Here is a 20473-nt window from a genome sequence, read left to right as displayed (position 1 = left end):
AAGCCCCATCGCGGGCAAGCCACGCTCCCACAGGTTTGCGCAACACCTGTGGGAGCGGGCTTGCTCGGCGCGAAGGCGTCAGTCCAGTCACCGCCAATTACAGCGACCGCGCAATAATCTCCTTCATGATTTCGTTGGTCCCCGCATAAATCCGCTGCACCCTCGCATCCGCCCACGCCCGGGCCACCGGGTATTCCCACATGTACCCGTAGCCACCATGCAATTGCACGCATTCGTCGAGCACCTTGCACTGCAGGTCCGTACCCCAGTACTTCGCCATCGCCGCTGTCGGCACGTCCAGCTTGCCTTGCAGGTGCAGTTCCAGGCAGCGATCGACGAAGACCCGGCCAATCTGGATTTCGGTCGCCATTTCCGCCAACTTGAAGCGGGTGTTCTGGAAATCCGCAACCGCCTTGCCGAACGCCTTGCGTTCGCGGGTGTATTCAAGTGTCCATTGCAGCGCGGCTTCAGCCGACGCAAGGCCGCCGATGGCAACGGTGAGCCGCTCCTGAGGCAGCTCCTGCATCAGATAGGCAAAGCCCATCCCCGCCTGACCCAGCAGATTCTCCTTGGGCACCCGGACGTCCTGGAAGAACAGTTCCGAGGTGTCCTGAGCCTTCATGCCGACCTTTTCCAGACGTTTGCCCTTATCGAAACCCGGTGTGTTGGCCTCGACCAGAAACAGACTGGTACCTTTCGCCCCGGCTTTCGGATCGGTCTTGGCCACGACAATCACCAGGTCGGCCAGAAACCCGTTGGTGATGAACGTCTTCGAACCGTTGATCACATACTCATCACCGTCCAGCACAGCGGTGGTCTTGACCCCTTGCAGATCGGAGCCGGCGCCTGGCTCGGTCATCGCGATGGCGGTGACCATCTCACCCGACACCAGTTTCGGCAGGTATTTGTGTTTCAGCGCTTCACTGCCGTAATGCAGGATATAAGGCGCAACAATGTCCGAATGAAGAGAAAAACCTATCCCGGTAAGCCCGAGCCGACCGACTTCTTCGATCACCACGGTGCTGTACAAAAAATCCGCTCCCAGGCCTCCGTACTCTTCCGGCAGATGCGAACACAACATCCCCGCCTCCCCTGCCTTGTTCCAGAGTTCGCGGTCGATGTACCCCTGTTTTTCCCATTGCCCATGAAACGGCACCGCTTCTTTTTCGAGGAACGTTCGCACACTGTCGCGAAAGAGTTCGTGCTCGGAGCTGAACAAGGTTCTGGGGATCATGCGGCACCTGTCGTTTTTATTAGAAGGATGTAGCTCAAGAGACTAAGCCCCGCTTCCGATACAGGACACTGGACACATCAGACAAAAAATAAGACGATCCAGCCGTCTCGTGACCACTTTCCCCTATAAGAATAAAGTTGAATTATGTCTAACCGAGCCTCCACGCCTTTACGGCGCGTCTGCATCCTGGCGATTGACCGGGTTTTCGCTTCCACCCTCATGCAAGCCAAGGATTTTTTTCACCTCGCCAGCCTGCGTTACGGCAAACAACTCGGCCACGGCCTGGTCCCGGCGTTCGAAACCCGCCTGGTCAGCCCCAATGGCAAGCCGGTAAACAGCTTCAGTGATGTGATCATGCCAGTGGATGGCGGCCTGGAAAACGCTGACATCATCATCCTTCCAGCTTTCTGGGACGATTTCGAAACGCTCTGCCAACGTTATCCTCAAGTGCTGCCCTGGCTGCGCCAGCAACATGCCCGTGGGGCTGTTCTATGTGGTGAGGCCACTGGCGTGTTCTGGCTCGCCGAAGCCGGTCTGCTCGACGGCAAGGAAGCCACCACTTACTGGCGTTTCTTCAATGCCTTTGCCGAGCGCTTCCCGAAAGTGCAGCTCAATCAGGACAAACACCTCACCGACGCGGACAACCTGTACTGCGCAGGCGGCACCACCTCGGCCTGCGACCTTTACATCTACCTCATAGAACGCTTCTGCGGCGCCAACGTGTCGCAAGCCGTGGCCCGCGACATTCTCTATGAAGTGCAACGCAGCTATTCCCCCGGACGAATCGGGTTCGGCGGTCAAAAGCTGCATCAGGACGTGATCATCCTGCAGATCCAGCACTGGCTCGAAGAACATTTCGCCGACAAATTCCGCTTTGAAGACGTCGCTCGCGAGCACGGCATGAGCATCCGCAATTTCATGCGCCGCTTCCAGACCGCCACTGGCGACAAGCCGCTGCACTACTTGCAACGCCTACGCATTGAAACCGCCAAGGGATTGCTATCCGCCAGTCGCAAAAGCATCAAGACCATCAGTTACGAAGTGGGTTACGACGATGCGAGCTTCTTCGCGCGGTTGTTTCGCCAGCACACTGAATTGTCGCCAAACCAGTATCGGCAGCAGTTCCAGCAGGCTGCGTAATGCGCTGCAAAACCGCGCAAATCTGAACGACAGCTTGCTGGCGATGAATGTTAAGTCGCGTTGACTGATAGACCGCGTCGCTGAAATCGCCGGCAAGCCGTGCACTTACAAAGCCCACCTCCGCTCGGAAGCCAATGCACACACAGCATTGGCTCACCTTCGCCATCTTGGGATATGGACTACAGCCGAAAGGGAAGTGGCTGACTTCCTCGTTTTTGCATCTTCAACGCCTAATCACGGCATACCGAAACGGTTGAAGAACAATAAAAACGAGGTCATTCGAAATGAGCGAATCAACAAGTCCTGTTCGTGTAGCAGTCGTGCAATTCGATCCACAAGTCGGAATGAACAACCGGGAAGGCAATCTGTGTTGCAGCCTCGAATTGGCTTTAGAAGCCGTTCAAGGGGGTGCAAATCTCATCGTGCTGCCCGAGCTGTCCAATACAGGCTATTTTTTCACCAACCGACAGGACGCTTTCGAACATGCCGAAGCAGTTCCCGACGGGCCAAGTGTTCTGAGCTGGACAAATTTCGCCAGGGAACACAACGTTTACCTGGTGGCGGGATTGACCGAGCGAGACGGTATGCGGCTCTTCAACACCGCCGTCCTCTTGGGCCCGGAAGGTTTTATCGGGAAGTATCGGAAAGCACATTTATGGAACCTGGAGAAACTCTGGTTCACGCCCGGCGACACCGGCTTTCCGGTGTTCGATACGCCGATCGGTCGCATCGGCTTGTTGATCTGCTGGGACATCTGGTTTCCGGAAGTGCCCCGCATCCTTGCCCAGCAAGGCGCGGATATCATTTGCAGCCTGAACAACTGGGTCTGGACACCGCCGCCGCTGTTCGATGATGCCGGCAAGTGCATGGCTTCCTACCTGACGATGACGGCAGCGCACGTCAACAATGTGTTCATTGCGGCGGCGAGCCGTATCGGCGAAGAGCGAGGCGCACGTTATCTCGGTTGCTCGTTGATTGCCGGCACCAATGGCTGGCCGATGGGCGCCGTGGCCTCGGCAGACAAACAGGAAATACTGTTCGCCGACATAGACCTGACCAGTGCTCGCAGCGCCCCCATCTGGAACAACCTGAACGATCTGCATCGCGATCGGCGTACCGATCTGTTCGATCAGATGCTCGGTTACACCCAACACCCCGCCCTGCCGCGCTAATCAGGGGTACCTCATCATGGACTCTCAAACCGATTCTCCTCGGGCGGATTCGCTCGCCCGCAGAAAGCTTGATACATCAATTCTCGTGCTGCTGATCGGCATGGGGCTACTGATTGCCTGGCTTTCATTCACCTACCGTTCTTCCTGGTCAGCCCATTGGCCAGACTACACGCACATGGTCTCCTCCCTCCCCGACCCCAGTGCCTGGTTGCGCTGGGTTTTGGGGGACATCAGCGAAGTTGCTTTCTACAAACACGAGTTCGCGTCCATTGGGCTATTGGCGGGTGCCTATCTGGCGTATTGGGCCAATCGGACGGGGAAGCGCTGGCAAGGGTTTGCCATCTCTTACGGCAGCGGGCTCTGGCCATGGCTGGTGACCAGCTCCCTGCTTGGCTTGCTGCTAAGCAACCTTCTGTGGGGCTGGACGGTTACGGCGACCAGTTGGCAGCCCACATTTGCTGCATTTGTATCGTTGCCAGCGGCGATGGTGCTGATGTTTGGAGGGGGCTGGAAGGTCACGATCAATGGCGCAATCATGGGTGCCACACTAGTAACCCCCCTGTGTTTGCTGATAGTGAACTACGTCTGCAATCCTCTGGGATTGCCAGCCGTGATCGGCAATGTCACGGGCATGGCGGTTGCCAGCGTCCTGGCTTTCCTGCTCTGCCGTTACGTGCCGATCCTCGTGAAGGACACTTCTACGCCAGCGGTAAATGAAACCGCCACGCCCCCGGTAGAACCTGCCAAGGCAAATAAGCCCGATTACGGAATTATCTGGAGCCTGCGCCGTGTATTGGCAGACTTTTCAGAAGCGCCGTTCTTCGGCAATGAACTGGCGAGCATCGGCCTTTTGCTGGGAGCCCTTCTGGCCTACACACTTAACCCCATGAGTCCGGTCTACGGCTCGGGCTTGCTGCCTCAACTCATCGGCGCCCAGGCGCTGACGTCAGCCATAGGGGTGGTGATCTGGCGTCGACACTGGATGCATCTTGGTTGGTATCCCACCTACGTTCCACTGGTGTCAGTCGTGCCGGCCGCGATCCTTACCTATGGCGGTAGTTGGCAGGTCATCGTCACGAGCGCATTGCTGGGCGCACTGATCGCCCCGCCACTGGCACACGCCATCGCCAAGAGAGTGCCGAAGGATATGCACCCCTACATCGGCAATGTCCTCTCCATGGCCATCAGTACGCTGCTGATCATCCCGTTTATCGGGTTCCTGATATCCAACTGAAGCGAACATCGGGCTGTACTGGTGAGTGCAGCCCGTTTTTTTTGTCACCACCAAGCGAGGCACAACATGGACCTGCCCAAACTGGCCATTGCGGCTTTAGGCGGCACCGTAAGCATGCAAGCCAGGCATGCGGGTGAAGGCGTTATACCGACAGTCAGTGGTGAAAGCCTTCTGGCCTTGGTGCCGGAACTCACAAACATGGCTCGGGTGACGGTAGAAACGCTGGGGCTGATGCCCAGCGCATCGTTGAACTTTGAGTTTCTGCTAAGCGTACTTTCATGGGCAAACTATCAGGTTGAGCAAGGTGCTGTTGGCGTTGTCATCACTCAGGGCACCGACACCCTGGAAGAGACGGCCGCATTCTTTGATTACCTGTGGAACCACGACGCGCCGCTGGTACTGACTGGCGCCATGCGCTCGGCCGGACAAGTGGGCGCGGACGGCCCCGCGAATCTGCTGGATGCCAGCCGGGTTGCACTGGCTAAAAACAGTCGGCGCAGAGGCGTCCAGGTGGTGATGGGCGCAGAGATTCACCACGGGACGACCGTACGCAAAACCGATTCATTGGCGTTACAGGCGTTTTCATCGCCAATGGTTGGCCCCTCCGGAATGCTGCTCGAGGGAACGGTCCACTACCTACGCGAACCGCCTCGCAGGAACCCATTACCTTTGCCGCAGCAGACCTCCCAGGAAATTGCCCTGCTGGAAAGCACGCTGTCCGCCGATTCCCTGTTGTTGGAGAACATCCTCGAATTGGGTTACGACGGGCTGGTGATTGCCGGATTTGGAGCCGGTCACGTGTCAGATCAGTGGGCTGACGCAGTCGAAAAAATCGCGAAGAAAATTCCCGTGATCATTGCGACCCGTACCGGATCCGGCCCTACCGCTCAAAGCTCTTATGGCTTCATCGGCAGCGAAATGGATCTGATACGTCGAGGTGCATTGATGGCGGGATTTCTCTGTCCGCGCAAAGCCCGAATCCTGCTGTGGTTGCTGGTGGGTGGCGGGCGGCAGGATGATTTGGGGGTGTTTCTAGCTCAGGACTAATACTTTCAAAGGAGATCTGCGGTGTACGAAAAAGGGCCTGCAAATGCAGGCCCTTTTTGTTCTCCGAATGTGCCTACGGCTTGTGTGCCCGAGACAGGAATTCGTGAGATTGCATTTCCAGCAGGCGACTCAAGGTCCGTTGGAACTCGAAGTTAAGGCGACCGCCGGTGTAGAGGTCCTTGAGTTCGACTTCGGCAGAAATGATCAACTTCACGTTACGGTCGTAGAACTCGTCGACCATGTTGATGAAGCGTCGGGCGATGTCGTCGGTGGTGACGCTCATCTGCTCGACACCGCTGAGCAGCACGGCGTGGAAGATCTTGCCCAGTTCGATGTAGTCGTTCTGGCTGCGCGGACCGTCGCACAGTTCGCGGAAGTCGAACCAGGCCACGTCGTCGCACGTACGCAGCGCGCGAATTTCGCGGTTTTCGATCATAAGCACGTCGTTTTCGATCGCTGCGGTGCACTCCGGCGTCAGGGCCCGGAAGCTTTTGCGCAGGCTTTCGTGGGACGCTTCGTCCAGCGGGAAGTGGAACAGTTCCGCTTGCTCGAGGTGACGCAGACGATAATCGACGCCACTGTCGACGTTGACGATTTCGGTGTTCTGTTTGATCAGCGCGATGGCCGGCAGGAAACGCGCACGTTGCAGGCCGTCCTTGTACAGGCCGTCCGGCACGATGTTCGAGGTCGCGACCAGCGTTACGCCGTTCTTGAACAGTTCTTCCATCAGCGTGCCGAGGATCATCGCGTCGGTGATGTCGGAGACGAAGAACTCATCGAAGCAGATCACACGCGATTCGTCGGAAAAACGCTTGGCGATGATGGTCAGCGGGTTTTTCTCGCCGCCGAGGGTCTTCATTTCTTCGTGCACGCGCTTCATGAAGCGGTGGAAGTGAGTCCGGGTCTTTTCCTTGAATGGCAGCGCTTCGAAGAAGGTGTCGACCAGGTAGGTCTTGCCGCGACCGACGCCGCCCCAGAAGTACACGCCCTTTACCGGGGCCTGGTCTTTTTTGCCAAACAGTTTGCCGAACAGGCCTGGTTTGTTCTGCTGCGCCGCGACCAGATCGTCATACAGGCGCTGTAAATGACGCACAGCATTTTCCTGCGCGGCATCATGGAAGAATTCCGGGCGTTTCAGATCAGCTTGATATCGTTCTAGGGGCGTCATAATTCGTTAGCAAGGCAACAAAAACGGGCCGTCACTGTAGCGATGGCCCGTGGGAATGGCAATCGGCCCTTAGTCGGACCGAGCCGTTGTTTTATTCCTGAACCGGCGTCAGCGCAACGCGCAGGGCATCGATGGCGACGTCACGGGCGGCGCTGTCCGCGAACGCTGCACTGTCGGCAACGCACTCGCCTTCCAGCCAGACACTGAAGCTCAGGTCTTCGCTGCGCACGTCCAGAGGTTGGCCCGCTTGCAGCTGCTTGGTCACCTGGCCCGCGGTTTTGCCGTCAGCAAAGTTGCGCGACAAGAGCAGTTGTTCGCCATCGGCCGCCAGGAGACGGAAGCGGAAGCTGCCGTCCTCCTCACGGAAACTGACGAAACGCGCGGCTTTCGCAGCTTTCTTCTTGGTGCTGGCAGCCACCTGCGTCTGGGCGACGAATGAACGCAAGCCCACCGCTTCGCGCAGTTCCTGGAGGAATGGCGTCGCCACGGAGCGGGCCTTTTTGGCACCGATCTGCAGGATGTCTTCCAGGTCGGCCGGGCGCTCGATCAGTTGGTGATAGCGCTCGCGGGACTCGCCCAGTTCGCTGTCGAGCAGCTGAAACAGACGATTCTTCGCCTCGCCCCAGCCCAGGCCCTGCAACAGCTCACTACGAAACTCATCAGACTGTACCGGTGTGGCAAACGCCTGGAACAGGGTGAACAGGTGAGAGTTGTCCGGATCTTTTGCTTCGCCTGGCGCGCGGGAGTCGGTGACGATCCGCGAGATCGCGTCCTTCATTTCCTTGGCGCTGCTGAACAACGGAATGGTGTTGTCGTAGCTTTTCGACATCTTGCGACCGTCGAGGCCTGGCAGCGTGGCGACGCTTTCTTCGATCAGCGCCTCAGGCATGGTGAAGAACTCTTTGCCCTGGCCAAACAAGTGGTTGAAGCGCTGGCCGATGTCCCGCGCCATTTCCACGTGCTGGATCTGGTCACGACCGACCGGCACCTTATGGGCGTTGAACATCAGGATGTCCGCAGCCATTAGCACCGGGTAGCTGTACAAGCCCATGGTGATACCGGCGTCCGGGTCTTCACCGGTCTCGACATTCTTGTCCACCGACGCCTTGTAGGCGTGGGCGCGATTGAGCAGGCCCTTGGCGGCAACGCAGGTCAGCAGCCAGGTCAGCTCGGGGATTTCCGGGATATCAGACTGGCGATAAAACGTCACGCGGTCCACATCGAGGCCACCGGCCAGCCAGGTCGCGGCGATTTCCAGACGCGAGCGCTGGATGCGCAGCGGGTCATCGCATTTGATCAGGGCGTGATAGTCGGCCAGGAAGTAGAACGAATCGGCATTGCTGTCACGGCTGGCAAGGATTGCCGGACGGATAGCGCCGGCATAGTTGCCCAGGTGCGGCGTGCCGGTGGTGGTAATGCCGGTGAGGATACGGGTACGAGTCGTCATGGGTAATCGCTTGTCAGACTGCAATCAATTCGAAAGACGCGGCAGGATCAGATCCTTGAGATCAGTCAGCTTGCCATGAAAAAAGTGTCCGCATTCTGCCACTTTCAGCAGCTCATGGGGACGTTCAAGGTTCCCGGACCAGTCATAGACCAACTGCGGATCGATCACTTCGTCGGTTTCCGGCTGGATCAGGGTCAGTTCACCCTGTTGTGGCAGTTGATCCTGATCGCCCAGGCGCATGACCGCTGGCGCGATCATGAACACATGCTTGAGCGGCTCACCCTTGGCTTCCAGGCGTCCGCCGAGACTTGCCGCAACAAAACCACCGAAGGAGAATCCGAACAGGGTCAAGGGAAGATCGGGGTGTCTGGCGCGCAACCATTCGGCGACAGCCTGTGCATCGTCGACTTCGCCAGAGCCCATGTCATGGGCGCCTTCGCTGGCGCCGACGCCGCGATAGTTGAAGCGCAAGGTGATCAAACCGGCGTCGCGCGCGGTGCGCTGCAGGGTCGAGACCACTTTGTTGAGCATGGTGCCGCCCTGCACAGGGTTGGGATGGCAGATCAACGCCAGGCCCCGAGGCGCGTCGCTGTTCAGGTAAAGTGCTTCCAGTTGGCCGACGGGGCCATCAATCACTACAGGGGTTTCGCGCATAAGCAAGGAAGGAACTCCGTGACCTCGAATCGGGTCGACTCGTCTAGCAAATTGTCTGTGCCAATCTATTGCGAGTGAATCGCGGTATACAGCGCAGGTTCGAGCCGTTAACGTAAAGCAAAGCCGTTTATAGAGGAAGGACTCGTGGAACACTCGCTCTTAGTTTGGTTGTTGCCGACTCTTGCCCTGGTTGTGGGTGTCGCCGTTGGATTCCTGATCGCTCGCCTGGTGCCGAATGCCGCTCCTAGTAGCACGCAACGTCAGCTGGATGACATTCAGGAACGTTTCGACAGTTATCAGAACGAGGTGGTGACCCACTTCAATAGCACTGCAACCCTGGTCAAGAAGCTCACTCAGAGCTACCAGGAAGTGCAGGATCATCTCGCCGAGGGCGCCAATCGCCTGGCCCTGGACGAGCAGACTCGCCAACGCTTGCTGGCCGCCCTGCATGCTGATGCAGGCCAGGCCCCACGGGAACGCCTGACGCCACCGCGCAATCAGGAGCCGCCTCGCGACTACGCCCCCAAAGCCCCGAACGCACCGGGTATGCTCGATGAGCATTACGGCCTGAAGAAGTAATCAGGTTTCGCGCGACATGAAAAAGCCCCCGGATGAGTGATTGTCCGGGGGCTTTTTTGTGGTTGATGGTTTCAGGGTGACTGACAGGGCCTCATCGCGGGCAAGCCCGCTCCCACAGGTTTTTGTGGATGACCACTGTTTTGTGATCGACACAAACCATGTGGGAGCTGGCTTGCCAGCGATGGGGCCCGAACCAGCGATGCAAGGCGTTCAGGCAGGACTCACTCAGCCCAACACCTCACTGGCCACCTGATCAACCGCACCTTTGGTGATGTCGACAATCAGATCAGCCTCCTCCTCCGTCAGAATCAACGGCGGCGCAAAGCCCAGGATGTCGCCGTGAGGCATCGCCCGGGCGATCATTCCGCGCTCCAGACACGCCGCTGACACCTTTGGCCCAACCTTCAACGCGGCGTCGAACGGCGTGCGTTGCTCACGATCGGCCATGAACTCGACGGCGGCCAGCATGCCATCACCCCGCACCTCACCCACCAGCGGATGACCTTCCAGGACTTCGCGCAGACGACGGTTCAGGTAGCTGCCGACTTTTTCGGCGTTCTCTGTCAGGTTTTCCCGTTCGAGAATATCCAGATTGGCCAGCGCCGCTGCCGCACAGATCGGGTGACCAGAATACGTCCAGCCATGCCCCATGGCACCTTGGGACTCGGACGCCTTTTCAATCACATCCCACACTTTTTCGCCAACGATCACCGCCGACAATGGTGCATAAGCGCTAGTCAGCCCCTTGGCAGTGGTGATCAGGTCCGGACGCATTCCGTAACGCTGACTGCCCATCTTTGAACCCAGGCGACCAAAAGCACACACCACTTCGTCGGCAATCAGCAGGACGTCGTATTTATTGAGCACCGCTTGAATCGCCGACCAGTAACCGGCCGGTGGGACGATGATGCCGCCAGTGCCCATCAGCGGTTCACCGATAAAGGCGGCCACCGTGTCCGGCCCTTCAGCCAGGATCATTTTTTCCAGCTCGTCGGCGCAGTAACGCACGAACGCGACTTCATCCATGCCGGTGGGCGCCTTGCGGTACCAGTGCGGGCAAACCGTGTGTTTGATGCCTTCGGACGGCAGGTCGAAATGTTGATGAAAGGTCGGCAGGCCCGTCAGGCTGCCGGTCATGATGCCCGAGCCGTGGTAGCCACGATCACGGGAGATGATTTTCTTCTTCTGCGGGCGTCCCAGTACGTTGTTGTAGTAACGCACCAGCTTGATCTGGGTTTCGTTGGCGTCGGAACCGGACAGGCCGTAATAGACCTTCTTCATGCCTTCGGGCGCCCAGTCCATGATGCGGCTCGACAGCTCGATAATCGCCTCGGTCGAATGCCCGACATAGGTGTGATAGTAAGCAAGCTCCTTGGCCTGCTTATAGATCGCGTCAGCGACTTCGGTGCGGCCGTACCCGATATTCACGCAGTACAGGCCGGCAAAGGCATCAATGAATTCGCGGCCCTCATGGTCGCGAATACGGATACCCGACGCACTCTTGATGATGCGCCCCTTGAGCGCCCCGCTGGCGTGATCATGGGCGTGGGTGGACGGGTGCATGAAGTGCGCGCGATCTTGTTCGAACAGCTTATCGATTTCCTGGTTCATGGCATGTCTCCTGAGAATTGGCTTTAGAACTGGCCTTGATGGTGCAGGCAAAAATATTTGGTCTCGACAAAGGCTTCGAAGCCCTCGGAGCCACCTTCGCGGCCCAATCCCGAGGCTTTCATGCCACCGAACGGGATCGGATGGCCGGTAAACTTGACGCCGTTGACCGCGACCATGGCGTGATCGAGGCGGCGAATCAGCGGGTAAATCAGGTCCAGACGGTTGGAGCAAATGTAGGCGGCCAGTCCGTATTCGGTGTCGTTGGCCATTTCGATCGCCTGTTCGAGGGTGTCGAACGGCATGACCCCGGCAATCGGTGCAAAATTTTCTTCGCGGTAGATCCGCATCTGCGGCGTGACATCGGCCAGCACCGTCGGTTGATAGAAAAGGCCTCCGAGTGCATGCGCCTCGCCACCGACCAGACGCCGGGCACCGAGTTGCAGGGCGTCCGCAACGCGCTCGGCGGTGACATCGAACGCGGCCTGATGCATCAAAGGGCCGATATCGACGCTTTGCTCTTGAGCGCCGACCATCGCCGGCCCAACCCTCAACTCGCGCACAGCGGCGGCGAAGCGACTGAGGAACGCGGGATAGACCGAGCGCTCGACCATGATCCGGTTGGCGGCGCAGCAATCCTGTCCGGAGGTCTGGAACTTGGCCTGCACCGCGACTTTCACCGCCAACTCCAGATCGGCATCGGCGCACACAATGAATGGCGCGTTGCCGCCCAGTTCCAGCGAAACTTTTTTCACATCCTGAGCCGCCGCTTGCAGGACCAACTTACCGACACGGGTCGAGCCGGTGAAACTCACGGAGCGCACACGGCTGTCTTCAACCAGGGTTTGCATCGCCATTTGCGGCTCGCCCAGCACCACGTTGAAAACGCCTGCCGGGAAGCCCGCCTCCTCGGCCAACTGCGCCAGTGCGAATGCCGAATAGGGGGTTTCATGGGCGGGTTTGATCACCACGGTGCAGCCCGCTGCCAGTGCGGCGGCGGCTTTGCGGGTGATCATCGCCGAGGGGAAATTCCACGGGGTCAGCAGCGCACAGACGCCCACCGGTTCCTTGATCGTGCCCAAGTGTGCACCGGGAATATGGCTGGGGATGTTCTGCCCGTACAACCGCCGCGCTTCTTCGGCGAACCACGGAATGAAACTGGCGGCATAAGCGATCTCGCCGCGGGATTCGGCCAGAGGCTTGCCCTGTTCCAGGCTGAGGATGCGTGCGAGGTCATCCTGATGCTCGATCATCAGAGCCGCCCAACGCCGCAGAATGGCGCCTCGGGCATCGAGGCTCTGTTCGCGCCAGGAAGCAAAGGCCCGGTGTGCCGCGTCAACGGCGGCGACGATTTGCGGCTGATCCAGCATCGGCACATGTCCGATCAACTGCCCATCGGCAGGATTGTTCACGGCAATGCTCTGGCCGCTGTCACTGTGGACCCAATGGCCATCGATGTAACAGAGGGCCTTGAACAGCAGCGGATGTTTGAATGTCATGGCGGTTACTCCAAACCGTGTGCGTGAACCCATGGTAGGACTGGGTGGCATGAATGATTTGGCGTTTGACCGGGTGTGGCAGGTGGTTTTTTCTGATTGAACGCGGGCAAACAGTGGCTTTCTGCGGTGAAAAACTGCATCGACTGAATTACCGGATACTCATTGTAGGAGTGAGCCTGCTCGCGATAGCGGTGTGACAAACGAATCTACAATGACTGACACACCGCTATCGCGAGCAGGCTCGTTCCTACAGTAGAGCCGCGGGTGCTTCAGGATTCTTGCGTCAGCTCGGCCGGCAAGGCGCCAGCGGTCTTGATGGTTTTGGTGACGATGTAGGTGAAGTAGCGTTCGATACCCAGGTCATCAAGTAGTAACTGGTCGATAAAACGCTGGTAATGGTCGATGTCCGGCGACTGGATCATCGCCATGTAATCGACACCGCCGCCGGTGGCGTAACAGAACGCCACTTCGACGGCCTCGTTCATGCGCTGCTCGAAACGCCGCATATCCTGGGCGGTGTGGCGGGCCAGGGTGATTTCCACCAGGACCTGCTGACTTTTGAACACCGCATTCCAGTCGATCTGCGCCCTGTAGCCTTTGATCAAGCCCAACGCTTCGAGTTTGCGCACCCGCTCCCACGCCGGGGTCACCGACAGATTGATCGCGTCGGCCAGGCTCGACTTGGTGATACGCCCGTCTTCAGCGAGGATCCGCAGGATTTTCAGGTCGTAGCGGTCGAGTTTGTGCATGGGGCGGAGATCTCCAGTGCGATGAGGGGCCTGTGGGAGTGTGTCAGTTCAGCACTTCGGCGATGACGGCAATGGTATCGCCGCACCTCACCAACCCCGGAAAATGCCGCGCCGCCAACAAGCCACTGCGGGCCGCCCGGTATTCCACCGGCGCCACACCTGTGCGGGTGGCGTCGTACACACGGGCAATCAGTTCACCTTGGCTCACGTTGTCACCCAGGTCGCGGCACATTTCCAGCAGACCGTCGTGCTCGCTGGCTATGAAACAATCGGCGTCGGGCATGTCGAGCATGATCGTTTCCCGGGCCTGTACTTCACCTTGAAGAATCCCAGCATGCACCAGCAGATTGCGCACCCCACGCTCGGCAATCGCCACACTGCGGGCGCTGGAAGAACCGCCGCCACCCAACTCGGTCGTGACAAATACCTTACCCTGCCTCTCGGCGGCGGTGTCGTACATCGACCCCGCATCCAGCTCCAGCATTCGCATGCTGTACGGCGCATTGAATGCACGCATGCCGGCTTCGCATTGAGTTTGCTGGTGCTTGTCCGGCAGCACATGACACGCGGCGAACGGCAGGAAATCCAGGGTGCGGCCACCCGAATGAATGTCCAGCACGATGTCCGCCAGCGGCAACAAAGTGCGGTTGAAGTAATCAGCGATTTTCTCGGTCACCGAGCCATCAGGTTTACCGGGAAAACTGCGATTCAGGTTGCCCTTGTCGATCGGCGAGGTCCGCCGCCCGGCATGAAACGCAGGCGTGTTCATGAACGGGACGATGATCACCCTGCCCGTCACCTCGGCCGCCGTCAGGCCTTGCGCGAGCTTGCTCAGTGCGACCGGGCCTTCGTATTCGTCACCGTGGTTGCCGCCACTGAGCAACGCGGTCGGCCCCTTACCGCGCTGAATTACGGTGACGGGAATCATGACGGCGCCCCAGGCTGAATCGTCCCGGGAGTACGGCAGTTTGAGAAAACCGTGCTGCACCCCTTCACGGGCAAAATCCACCGTGGCGCTGATCGGGTTATCAGGCAATTCGCTCATGGCTCAATCCTTCACGAACAGTTGGCGAGGCACGTTGCACAGAGTTTCGACGCCGGTCTCGGTGATCAGAATGCTTTCGGTGATTTCCAGCCCCCAATCGTCCATCCACAATCCCGGCATGAAGTGGAAGGTCATGCCCGGTTGCAACACGCTGTTGTCGCCGGGCCGCAGGCTCATCGTGCGTTCGCCCCAGTCCGGCGGATAGCTGATCCCGATCGGGTAGCCGCAACGGCTGTCCTTGTGGATGCCGAATTTCTCCAGCACCTTGAAAAACGCCACGGCAATATCACCGGTGGTATTGCCGGGCTTGGCGGCTTCGAGTCCGGCGGCAATGCCTTCGACCACGGCTTTTTCACCGTCGAGGAAGTGCTGCGGTGGCTTGCCCAGGTAGATCGTGCGCGACAGCGGGCAGTGATAGCGTTTGTAGCAACCGGCGATCTCGAAGAACGTACCGGCACCTTTTTCGAAGGGCGAATCGTCCCAGGTCAGGTGCGGCGCACTGGCATCGGCGCCCGTCGGCAACAACGGCACGATGGCCGGGTAATCACCGCCATGGCCGTCGGCGCCCAGGATGCCGCTGCTGTAGATTTCCGCCACCAGTTCGTTTTTGCGCATGCCCGGTTCTATCCGCTCGAGAATGCGGCCGTGCATGTTCTCGACAATGCGCGCGGCAATGCGCATGTAGGTGATTTCCTGGGGCGATTTGATCGCTCGCTGCCAATTCACCAGCCCCACTGCGTCAATCAGGTGGGCCTGTGGCAGGTTTTTCTTCAGTGAGAGATAAGCGGCGGCACTGAAGTAATAGTTGTCCATTTCGACGCCGATGGTCAGCGCATCCCAGCCGCGGGCACTGATGACCTCCCGGGACAGGTAATCCATGGGATGGCGCTCCCGGGACTGCACATAAACGTCCGGGTAACCGACGATGTTCTCGTGCTGCATGAACACCGTGCGTTTGGCGCCATTGGCGTCTTGCCCGCGACCAAACCACACCGGTTCGCCATCGAGCGCCAACAACACGCATTGATGAACATAAAACGACCAACCGTCATAGCCGGTCAGCCAGGCCATGTTCGACGGATCAGTGACCAGCAACAGCTCGATGCCCTGGGCCTGCATGGCCACGCGAACCTTGGCCAGACGCTGGGCGTATTCCTCCCGTTCGAACGGGAGATTGACGACTATCTGAGACATGCACATGCCCTCTGATAAATGACGCACGGATGAAAAAACCAATTAGCTGGCGAACTGAAAACCTTTCCCGGCCGAGCGCGCACGCTCAAACGCCAGATTGGCCATGGCCGTGTCCTGAGCGCCGGTGCCGGTGAGGTCGCACAAGGTGATTTGCGACGCCTCGGTTCGACCGGGGCGCTGGCCGGACAGCACTTGCCCCAGCTCCACCAGCCCCGATTCGTCAGCAAAGACGCCGGCAGCCAGGGCGTGATGCAACTCGCCAAGGAGGCGTGTCTGGCTCAGCCGGTCGGCGACGTAGCGATCGACCCTGGCCAACACCTGCGGGGCAATTTCGTTTTTGTGTTCGGCGTCCGAGCCCATCGCGGTGATGTGCAGGCCGGGGCGCAAGTGGTGGGGCTCAATCAAGGGTTCGCGACTTGGCGTACAGGTGATCGCGATATCCACGTCGGCCATCGCCTCGTCGAGGCTCGCGCAAGCCGTGACCATCAGACCGCTGTCGCGCGCCAGTTCATTACCGAAGGCGACAGCCTTGGCGCTGTCCCGGGCCCAGACCCGTACGTGTTCGATCGGCCGCACCAGACGCAACGCCTGAAGCTGCAACGCCGCCTGCTCGCCGGCACCGATCAGCGCCACGCTGCGGCTGTCGGCCCGGGACAACGCCCGAGCCGCCACGGCACCGGCCGCTGCTGTGCGCACGGCGGTCAGGTAACCGTTGTCCAGCAACAAGGCTTCCAGCACACCAGTGCGCGCCGACAACAACATCATCATGCCGTTGAGGCTTGGCAGACCCAGTTTCGGGTTGTCGAAAAATCCCGGGCTGACCTTGATCGCAAAACGCTCCAGACCGGGCAGGTACGCGGTCTTCACATCCACTTCACCGTTGTGCTCGGGGATGTCCAGACGCAGGATCGGCGGCATCGCCACCGCAGCCGTGGCCAGCAGCACGAAGGCCTGCTCAATGGCGTCGACGCTCGGCAGATCCAGCGCTACACAGGCGCGCAAGTCCGTTTCGCTCAATAATGTGATGTCAGTCATCGACGCAGTACTCCCGTCAGTTGTTATTGTTTGGGTTCAGGCATCGGCACCGGCGAGGACACGCAGGTGCTGATCGATGTCGACGTTGCGCCCGCTGACCACCACCACGATCGGTCCACGCGGTTCGATCAGGCCATCGAGCAGCGCGGCGATACCGACCGCCGCAGCGCCTTCCAGCACCAGACGTTCTTCGCGATAGGCATGGCGGATGGCGTTGGCGATAGAGGCTTCGCTGAGCAGGTGCAGGTGATCGCAACGTTCGCGGGTCATGTCGAAGGTGTAACGGTTGTCCAGACCGATGCCGCCGCCGAGCGAGTCGGCCAGGGTCGGCAGCTCTTCAACTTCCACCGGGAGTCCGGCCGCGAGACTGGCGTGCATGGCCGCGCCGCGCTGCATGCTGATGCCGTGGGTCACGATCCGCGGGTTGGCGCTTTTAAGGGCCAGTGCCACGCCGGCAAACAGACCGCCACCGGATAAAGGCACCAGGATCTGCGCCACGTCCGGTTGCTGTTCGAGGATTTCCAGCCCGAGGGTGCCCTGCCCCGCGATGATGGCCGGATGATCAAAAGGCGGCAGCAACGTCGCGCCCTCTGCGCCGGCAATCCGTTCGGCTTCGCGCTGGGCATCGTCCTGGGACTGGCCAACGATGCACACCTGCGCCCCGAGATCACGAATGGCCTGGACCTTGTTCGCCGGCACGAGATGCGACAAACAAATGGTCGCCTTCACGCCTTGCCGGGAAGCGGCATACGCCAGTGCGCGACCATGATTGCCGGTCGAAGCCGCTACGACACCACAGGCTTTTTGCTCGGCGCTGAGTTGCGCCACGGCATTGCTCGCGCCGCGCAATTTGAAACTGCCGGTGATCTGCAGGGACTCGAGCTTGAGGTAAACCGCTACGCCCAGCCGCTGCGAAAGGCTCGGCGAATACTCCATGGGCGTACGCCGTACCAGCGATTCGATTCGCTGGCGAGCGAGGTAAATATCGTTTAGTTGCAGCGCTGACATGACCGCATCCCGACAGAGGTGTTGGGCGCAGTCTAAGAGGGCTGGATTGTCGCAATGAATGTACTAGGTCAATTTAGCCGACAAACTTTTTACGATCTTTTTTCCGTCTAGAAATCGTGAATTTGCGGGTACTGACCAAAAATCTCGCGCATGCCGATCAACGCATTGCGCATTTCTTCGTCGCTGCATTCAGCGCCCACACACACCCGGACCGCGCGCGGACGAGGCGTGCCGCGCACAGTGAACGGGTCAGGGGACGTGACTGCAATGTGCTTGTGACGCAGCGCCCGCACCAGGCTGTCGAGCTCCCAATGTGGCGGGATGCCGATCCAGGCATTCAACGCATGGGGGTGTTGGGCAAGCACGTAGTCATCCAGGTATTCGGTGATCATCGCCTGGCGTCCGGCCAGTAATTTACGTTGCAAGCGCACCAGCGTGTCGGCGCGACCGTCGCGAATCCATCGAGCGGCGATCTCGGAAACCATCGGCGTAGCCATCCAGCTGTTCACCCGCAGAATGCTCTCGGTGCGCAACGCCAGGCGCTTGGGCACCACGAGGTAGCCGATGCGCAAACCGGTCAGCACCGACTTGGTCATGCTGGTGCAGTAGAACGACAGCTCCGGCAGGTAATGACTGATCGGCGGCGCCCGCTGTTCATCCAGCAAAGGGCCGTACACATCGTCTTCGATGACGTGCACGCCGAAACGCCGGGCAATCTCGGCGATTTCACGCCGGCGACTGTCCGGCATCAGGCTGGTGGTTGGGTTATTCAGGTTCGGCGTGCACACCAGCGCGGTGATCCGCTCGTTGCTGCACATGTCTTCGAAATGTTCCGGGTCGATGCCATAGCGATCCATCTCCAACCCCTTGAGGGTGAAGCCCAGCACCTGAGAGTTGCCGATCACACCGTGGTCGGTGACCCCTTCGCAGAGCACCACATCATCAGGGCCGGCCAGCGAGGCCAGTGCGAGAAAAATCCCGTGCGCCGCGCCGTTGGTGATCAGGATGTCATCGCGCTCGACTTTCAGTCCCTGGCGGCCGATCCAGTGCATGGCCGCTTCGCGGTGCGATTCGAAACCGGCGATCGGGCGAAACGCGTGAATCCACGGCTGATCTTCTTCGGTGCTGAGCTCGCGGCAGGTCTCGCGCCAGAACAGATCATGCTCGCGAGTGTGCATGATCCGCGTGATGGAAAAATCCACCAGTGCCCGTTCAGGGCTGTCGAGAATGTACGTGGCCACCCGATCGCTCATGCGCCGCGACACAAAGCTGCCGCGCCCGACCTCGCAACGGACCAGGCCCTGGCGCTCGAGTTCTTTATAGGCATTGGTGACTGTCTGCACGCTGATCCCCATGGCATCGGCCACGTGCCGCTGAGGGGGCAGGCGCTGATCGTTGGCCAGGACACCCTGTTCGATGTCGTCGGCGATCGCCTGCACCAGGATCTTGTATTTGGACTCGCCACTGCGGGCCATTTCCAATGCTGCTTTCCACTTGTCCATCAGCGTTCAAACCCGCGTCTGTGCTCGTCGGAACAGCATCCCGCGAGAATCCATGCAAAGCAATTGTCCTAGTGCAATGCAATGATGCGCAGGGCTTTTGTATGCTCGGTTCAAGGTCGATGCACGGGCTGTCCTCAAGCCCCCACAATAAAATCAATCGATCTGTACCGGTGCAGTGTCCCATTCAATGGAATCGGCCCTTGTACGCTTTGCTCTTGTAACACTGCCTCCTACCACAGAGCCGTCGACGACGGGTCCACAAGAAACAGGAGATTTTATCGATGAGCAATTTCCCCTTTGGTACCCCTCACGCTTTGCGTCGCCTGTTCGTGGCTTGCGCGATGTTCGGCCTGGCCGCCAGCGCTCACGCCGCCAGCACGCTGGAAACCGTCAAACAGAACAGCAGCATTCGCGTCGGCTATGCCAACGAAACCCCGTTCGCTTTTACCGAGACTGACGGCAGCGTCACCGGTGAGTCGCCGGAAATCGCCAAAATAATCTTTGCCAAAATGGGCATCAAAAAAGTCGATGGCGTTTTGACCGAATGGGGTTCATTGATCCCGGGCCTGCGCGCCGGTCGGTTCGATGTGATTGCGGCAGGCATGTACATCACGCCCGCACGATGTAAGCAGGTGCTGTTCACCGACCCGCAATATCAGCTGCCGGACGCTCTGCTGACGGCTAAAGGCAATCCAAAAAACCTGCACAGCTATGAAGACATCGCCAAAAACCCTGACGTGAAACTGGCGATCATGGCCGGCACGGTGAACCTGGCGTATGCCCGGGATTCCGGTGTGAAAGACTCGCAGATTCTTCAGGTGCCCGACACGACCGCTCAGCTGCAGGCCGTGCGCGCCGGGCGTGCCGATGCCGCCGTGGGCACTCAGTTGACCATGAAAGGTCTGGCCAGCAAGGGGGGCGAGAAAGTCGAAGCGGTCACCGAATTCAAGGATGACCCATCGCATATCGGCTACGGCGCCCTCGCCTTCCGCCCGGAAGATAAAGACCTGCGTGATGCGGTCAACGCCGAGCTGAAAAAGTGGCTGGGCTCCGAAGAGCACCTGAAGGCGGTTGCCCCTTTCGGGTTCGACAAGTCCAACGTGACAAGCAAAACGGCTGCCGAGCTCTGCGCTCAATAGTCGAAACAGGCATGGCGCC

Annotated in this window: 18 protein-coding genes; 6 read left to right on the top strand and 12 right to left on the bottom strand. The window is 59.3% G+C overall.

Translation table 11 applies throughout. The features are described 5' to 3' along the window. Positions 1-97: 97 nt before the first annotated feature. Positions 98-1234: an acyl-CoA dehydrogenase family protein gene (locus GBC55_RS09480; RefSeq protein ID WP_162437219.1), complete on the bottom strand. Its 1137-nt coding sequence runs from the start codon at positions 1232-1234 to the stop codon at positions 98-100. A 219-nt stretch (positions 1235-1453) separates the two neighbouring features. Between GBC55_RS09480 and GBC55_RS09475 the strand changes: the two genes are divergently transcribed. The 4 genes from GBC55_RS09475 (at position 1454) to GBC55_RS09460 (ending at position 5827) form a co-directional block, all read left to right on the top strand. Next, positions 1454-2374, top strand: coding sequence for a GlxA family transcriptional regulator (locus GBC55_RS09475; RefSeq protein ID WP_178114288.1), 921 nt, complete (start codon positions 1454-1456; stop codon positions 2372-2374). A 284-nt stretch (positions 2375-2658) separates the two neighbouring features. Continuing rightward, positions 2659-3546 (top strand): nitrilase family protein, encoded by an 888-nt coding sequence (locus GBC55_RS09470; RefSeq protein ID WP_162437217.1) that lies wholly within the window; start codon positions 2659-2661, stop codon positions 3544-3546. A 16-nt stretch (positions 3547-3562) separates the two neighbouring features. Further along, on the top strand, positions 3563-4780 hold the full coding sequence (locus GBC55_RS09465) for a threonine/serine exporter family protein (protein WP_162437216.1): 1218 nt from the start codon (positions 3563-3565) through the stop codon (positions 4778-4780). A gap of 66 nt (positions 4781-4846) precedes the next feature. Continuing rightward, the gene (locus GBC55_RS09460) at positions 4847-5827 is read left to right on the top strand and encodes an asparaginase (protein ID WP_162437215.1); all 981 of its coding nucleotides are present in this window, start codon (positions 4847-4849) and stop codon (positions 5825-5827) included. A 73-nt stretch (positions 5828-5900) separates the two neighbouring features. Here the strand turns inward: GBC55_RS09460 and zapE are convergent, their stop codons facing one another. The 3 genes from zapE to GBC55_RS09445 all read right to left on the bottom strand — a co-directional run bounded on the left by zapE (position 5901) and on the right by GBC55_RS09445 (position 9096). After that, entirely contained in the window at positions 5901-6995 is a 1095-nt protein-coding gene (gene zapE / locus GBC55_RS09455; RefSeq protein ID WP_162437214.1) for a cell division protein ZapE, read from the bottom strand. A gap of 91 nt (positions 6996-7086) precedes the next feature. After that, positions 7087-8442 (bottom strand): tryptophan--tRNA ligase, encoded by a 1356-nt coding sequence (locus GBC55_RS09450; RefSeq protein WP_162437213.1) that lies wholly within the window; start codon positions 8440-8442, stop codon positions 7087-7089. Positions 8443-8466: 24 nt separating this feature from the next. After that, a complete protein-coding gene (locus GBC55_RS09445) occupies positions 8467-9096 on the bottom strand; it encodes an alpha/beta fold hydrolase (protein ID WP_162437269.1) in 630 nt (209 codons plus the stop codon). A 144-nt stretch (positions 9097-9240) separates the two neighbouring features. Between GBC55_RS09445 and GBC55_RS09440 the strand changes: the two genes are divergently transcribed. Continuing rightward, on the top strand, positions 9241-9675 hold the full coding sequence (locus tag GBC55_RS09440) for a DUF1043 family protein (protein WP_162437212.1): 435 nt from the start codon (positions 9241-9243) through the stop codon (positions 9673-9675). 225 nt (positions 9676-9900) lie between these two features. Here GBC55_RS09440 and GBC55_RS09435 read toward each other — a convergent pair whose 3' ends face one another. From GBC55_RS09435 to GBC55_RS09400, 8 genes are all read right to left on the bottom strand, one after another. Continuing rightward, complete coding sequence (locus tag GBC55_RS09435) at positions 9901-11286, bottom strand: aspartate aminotransferase family protein (protein WP_162437211.1); 1386 nt, start codon at positions 11284-11286, stop codon at positions 9901-9903. A 23-nt stretch (positions 11287-11309) separates the two neighbouring features. Further along, entirely contained in the window at positions 11310-12782 is a 1473-nt protein-coding gene (locus GBC55_RS09430; protein WP_162437210.1) for an NAD-dependent succinate-semialdehyde dehydrogenase, read from the bottom strand. A gap of 269 nt (positions 12783-13051) precedes the next feature. After that, positions 13052-13531 carry an Lrp/AsnC family transcriptional regulator gene (locus tag GBC55_RS09425; RefSeq protein ID WP_162437209.1) on the bottom strand — a complete coding sequence of 160 codons (480 nt, stop codon included), beginning with the start codon at positions 13529-13531 and terminating at the stop codon, positions 13052-13054. Positions 13532-13574: 43 nt separating this feature from the next. Further along, positions 13575-14576 carry a N(2)-acetyl-L-2,4-diaminobutanoate deacetylase DoeB gene (gene doeB / locus GBC55_RS09420; RefSeq protein WP_162437208.1) on the bottom strand — a complete coding sequence of 334 codons (1002 nt, stop codon included), beginning with the start codon at positions 14574-14576 and terminating at the stop codon, positions 13575-13577. Positions 14577-14579: 3 nt separating this feature from the next. Beyond that, the gene (gene doeA, locus GBC55_RS09415) at positions 14580-15770 is read right to left on the bottom strand and encodes an ectoine hydrolase DoeA (protein WP_162437207.1); all 1191 of its coding nucleotides are present in this window, start codon (positions 15768-15770) and stop codon (positions 14580-14582) included. A gap of 42 nt (positions 15771-15812) precedes the next feature. After that, positions 15813-16805, bottom strand: a complete 993-nt coding sequence (gene eutC / locus GBC55_RS09410) for an ectoine utilization protein EutC (RefSeq protein ID WP_162437206.1) — start codon at positions 16803-16805, stop codon at positions 15813-15815. Positions 16806-16841: 36 nt separating this feature from the next. Continuing rightward, positions 16842-17813 carry a hydroxyectoine utilization dehydratase EutB gene (gene eutB / locus GBC55_RS09405; protein ID WP_162437205.1) on the bottom strand — a complete coding sequence of 324 codons (972 nt, stop codon included), beginning with the start codon at positions 17811-17813 and terminating at the stop codon, positions 16842-16844. Between the two features lie 107 nt (positions 17814-17920). Beyond that, complete coding sequence (locus tag GBC55_RS09400) at positions 17921-19315, bottom strand: PLP-dependent aminotransferase family protein (protein ID WP_162437204.1); 1395 nt, start codon at positions 19313-19315, stop codon at positions 17921-17923. 281 nt (positions 19316-19596) lie between these two features. On the opposite strand from GBC55_RS09400, the gene ehuB reads away from it, so the two are divergent. Continuing rightward, positions 19597-20454, top strand: a complete 858-nt coding sequence (gene ehuB / locus GBC55_RS09395; RefSeq protein ID WP_162437203.1) for an ectoine/hydroxyectoine ABC transporter substrate-binding protein EhuB — start codon at positions 19597-19599, stop codon at positions 20452-20454. The last annotated feature ends 19 nt before the right edge of the window (positions 20455-20473 follow it).

Source organism: Pseudomonas sp. TNT3 (genome assembly GCF_010095445.2).
Lineage (GTDB): Bacteria > Pseudomonadota > Gammaproteobacteria > Pseudomonadales > Pseudomonadaceae > Aquipseudomonas.
Note: the sequence above shows the minus strand (reverse complement) of the source record. Positions and strands in the feature narration are given on the sequence as shown.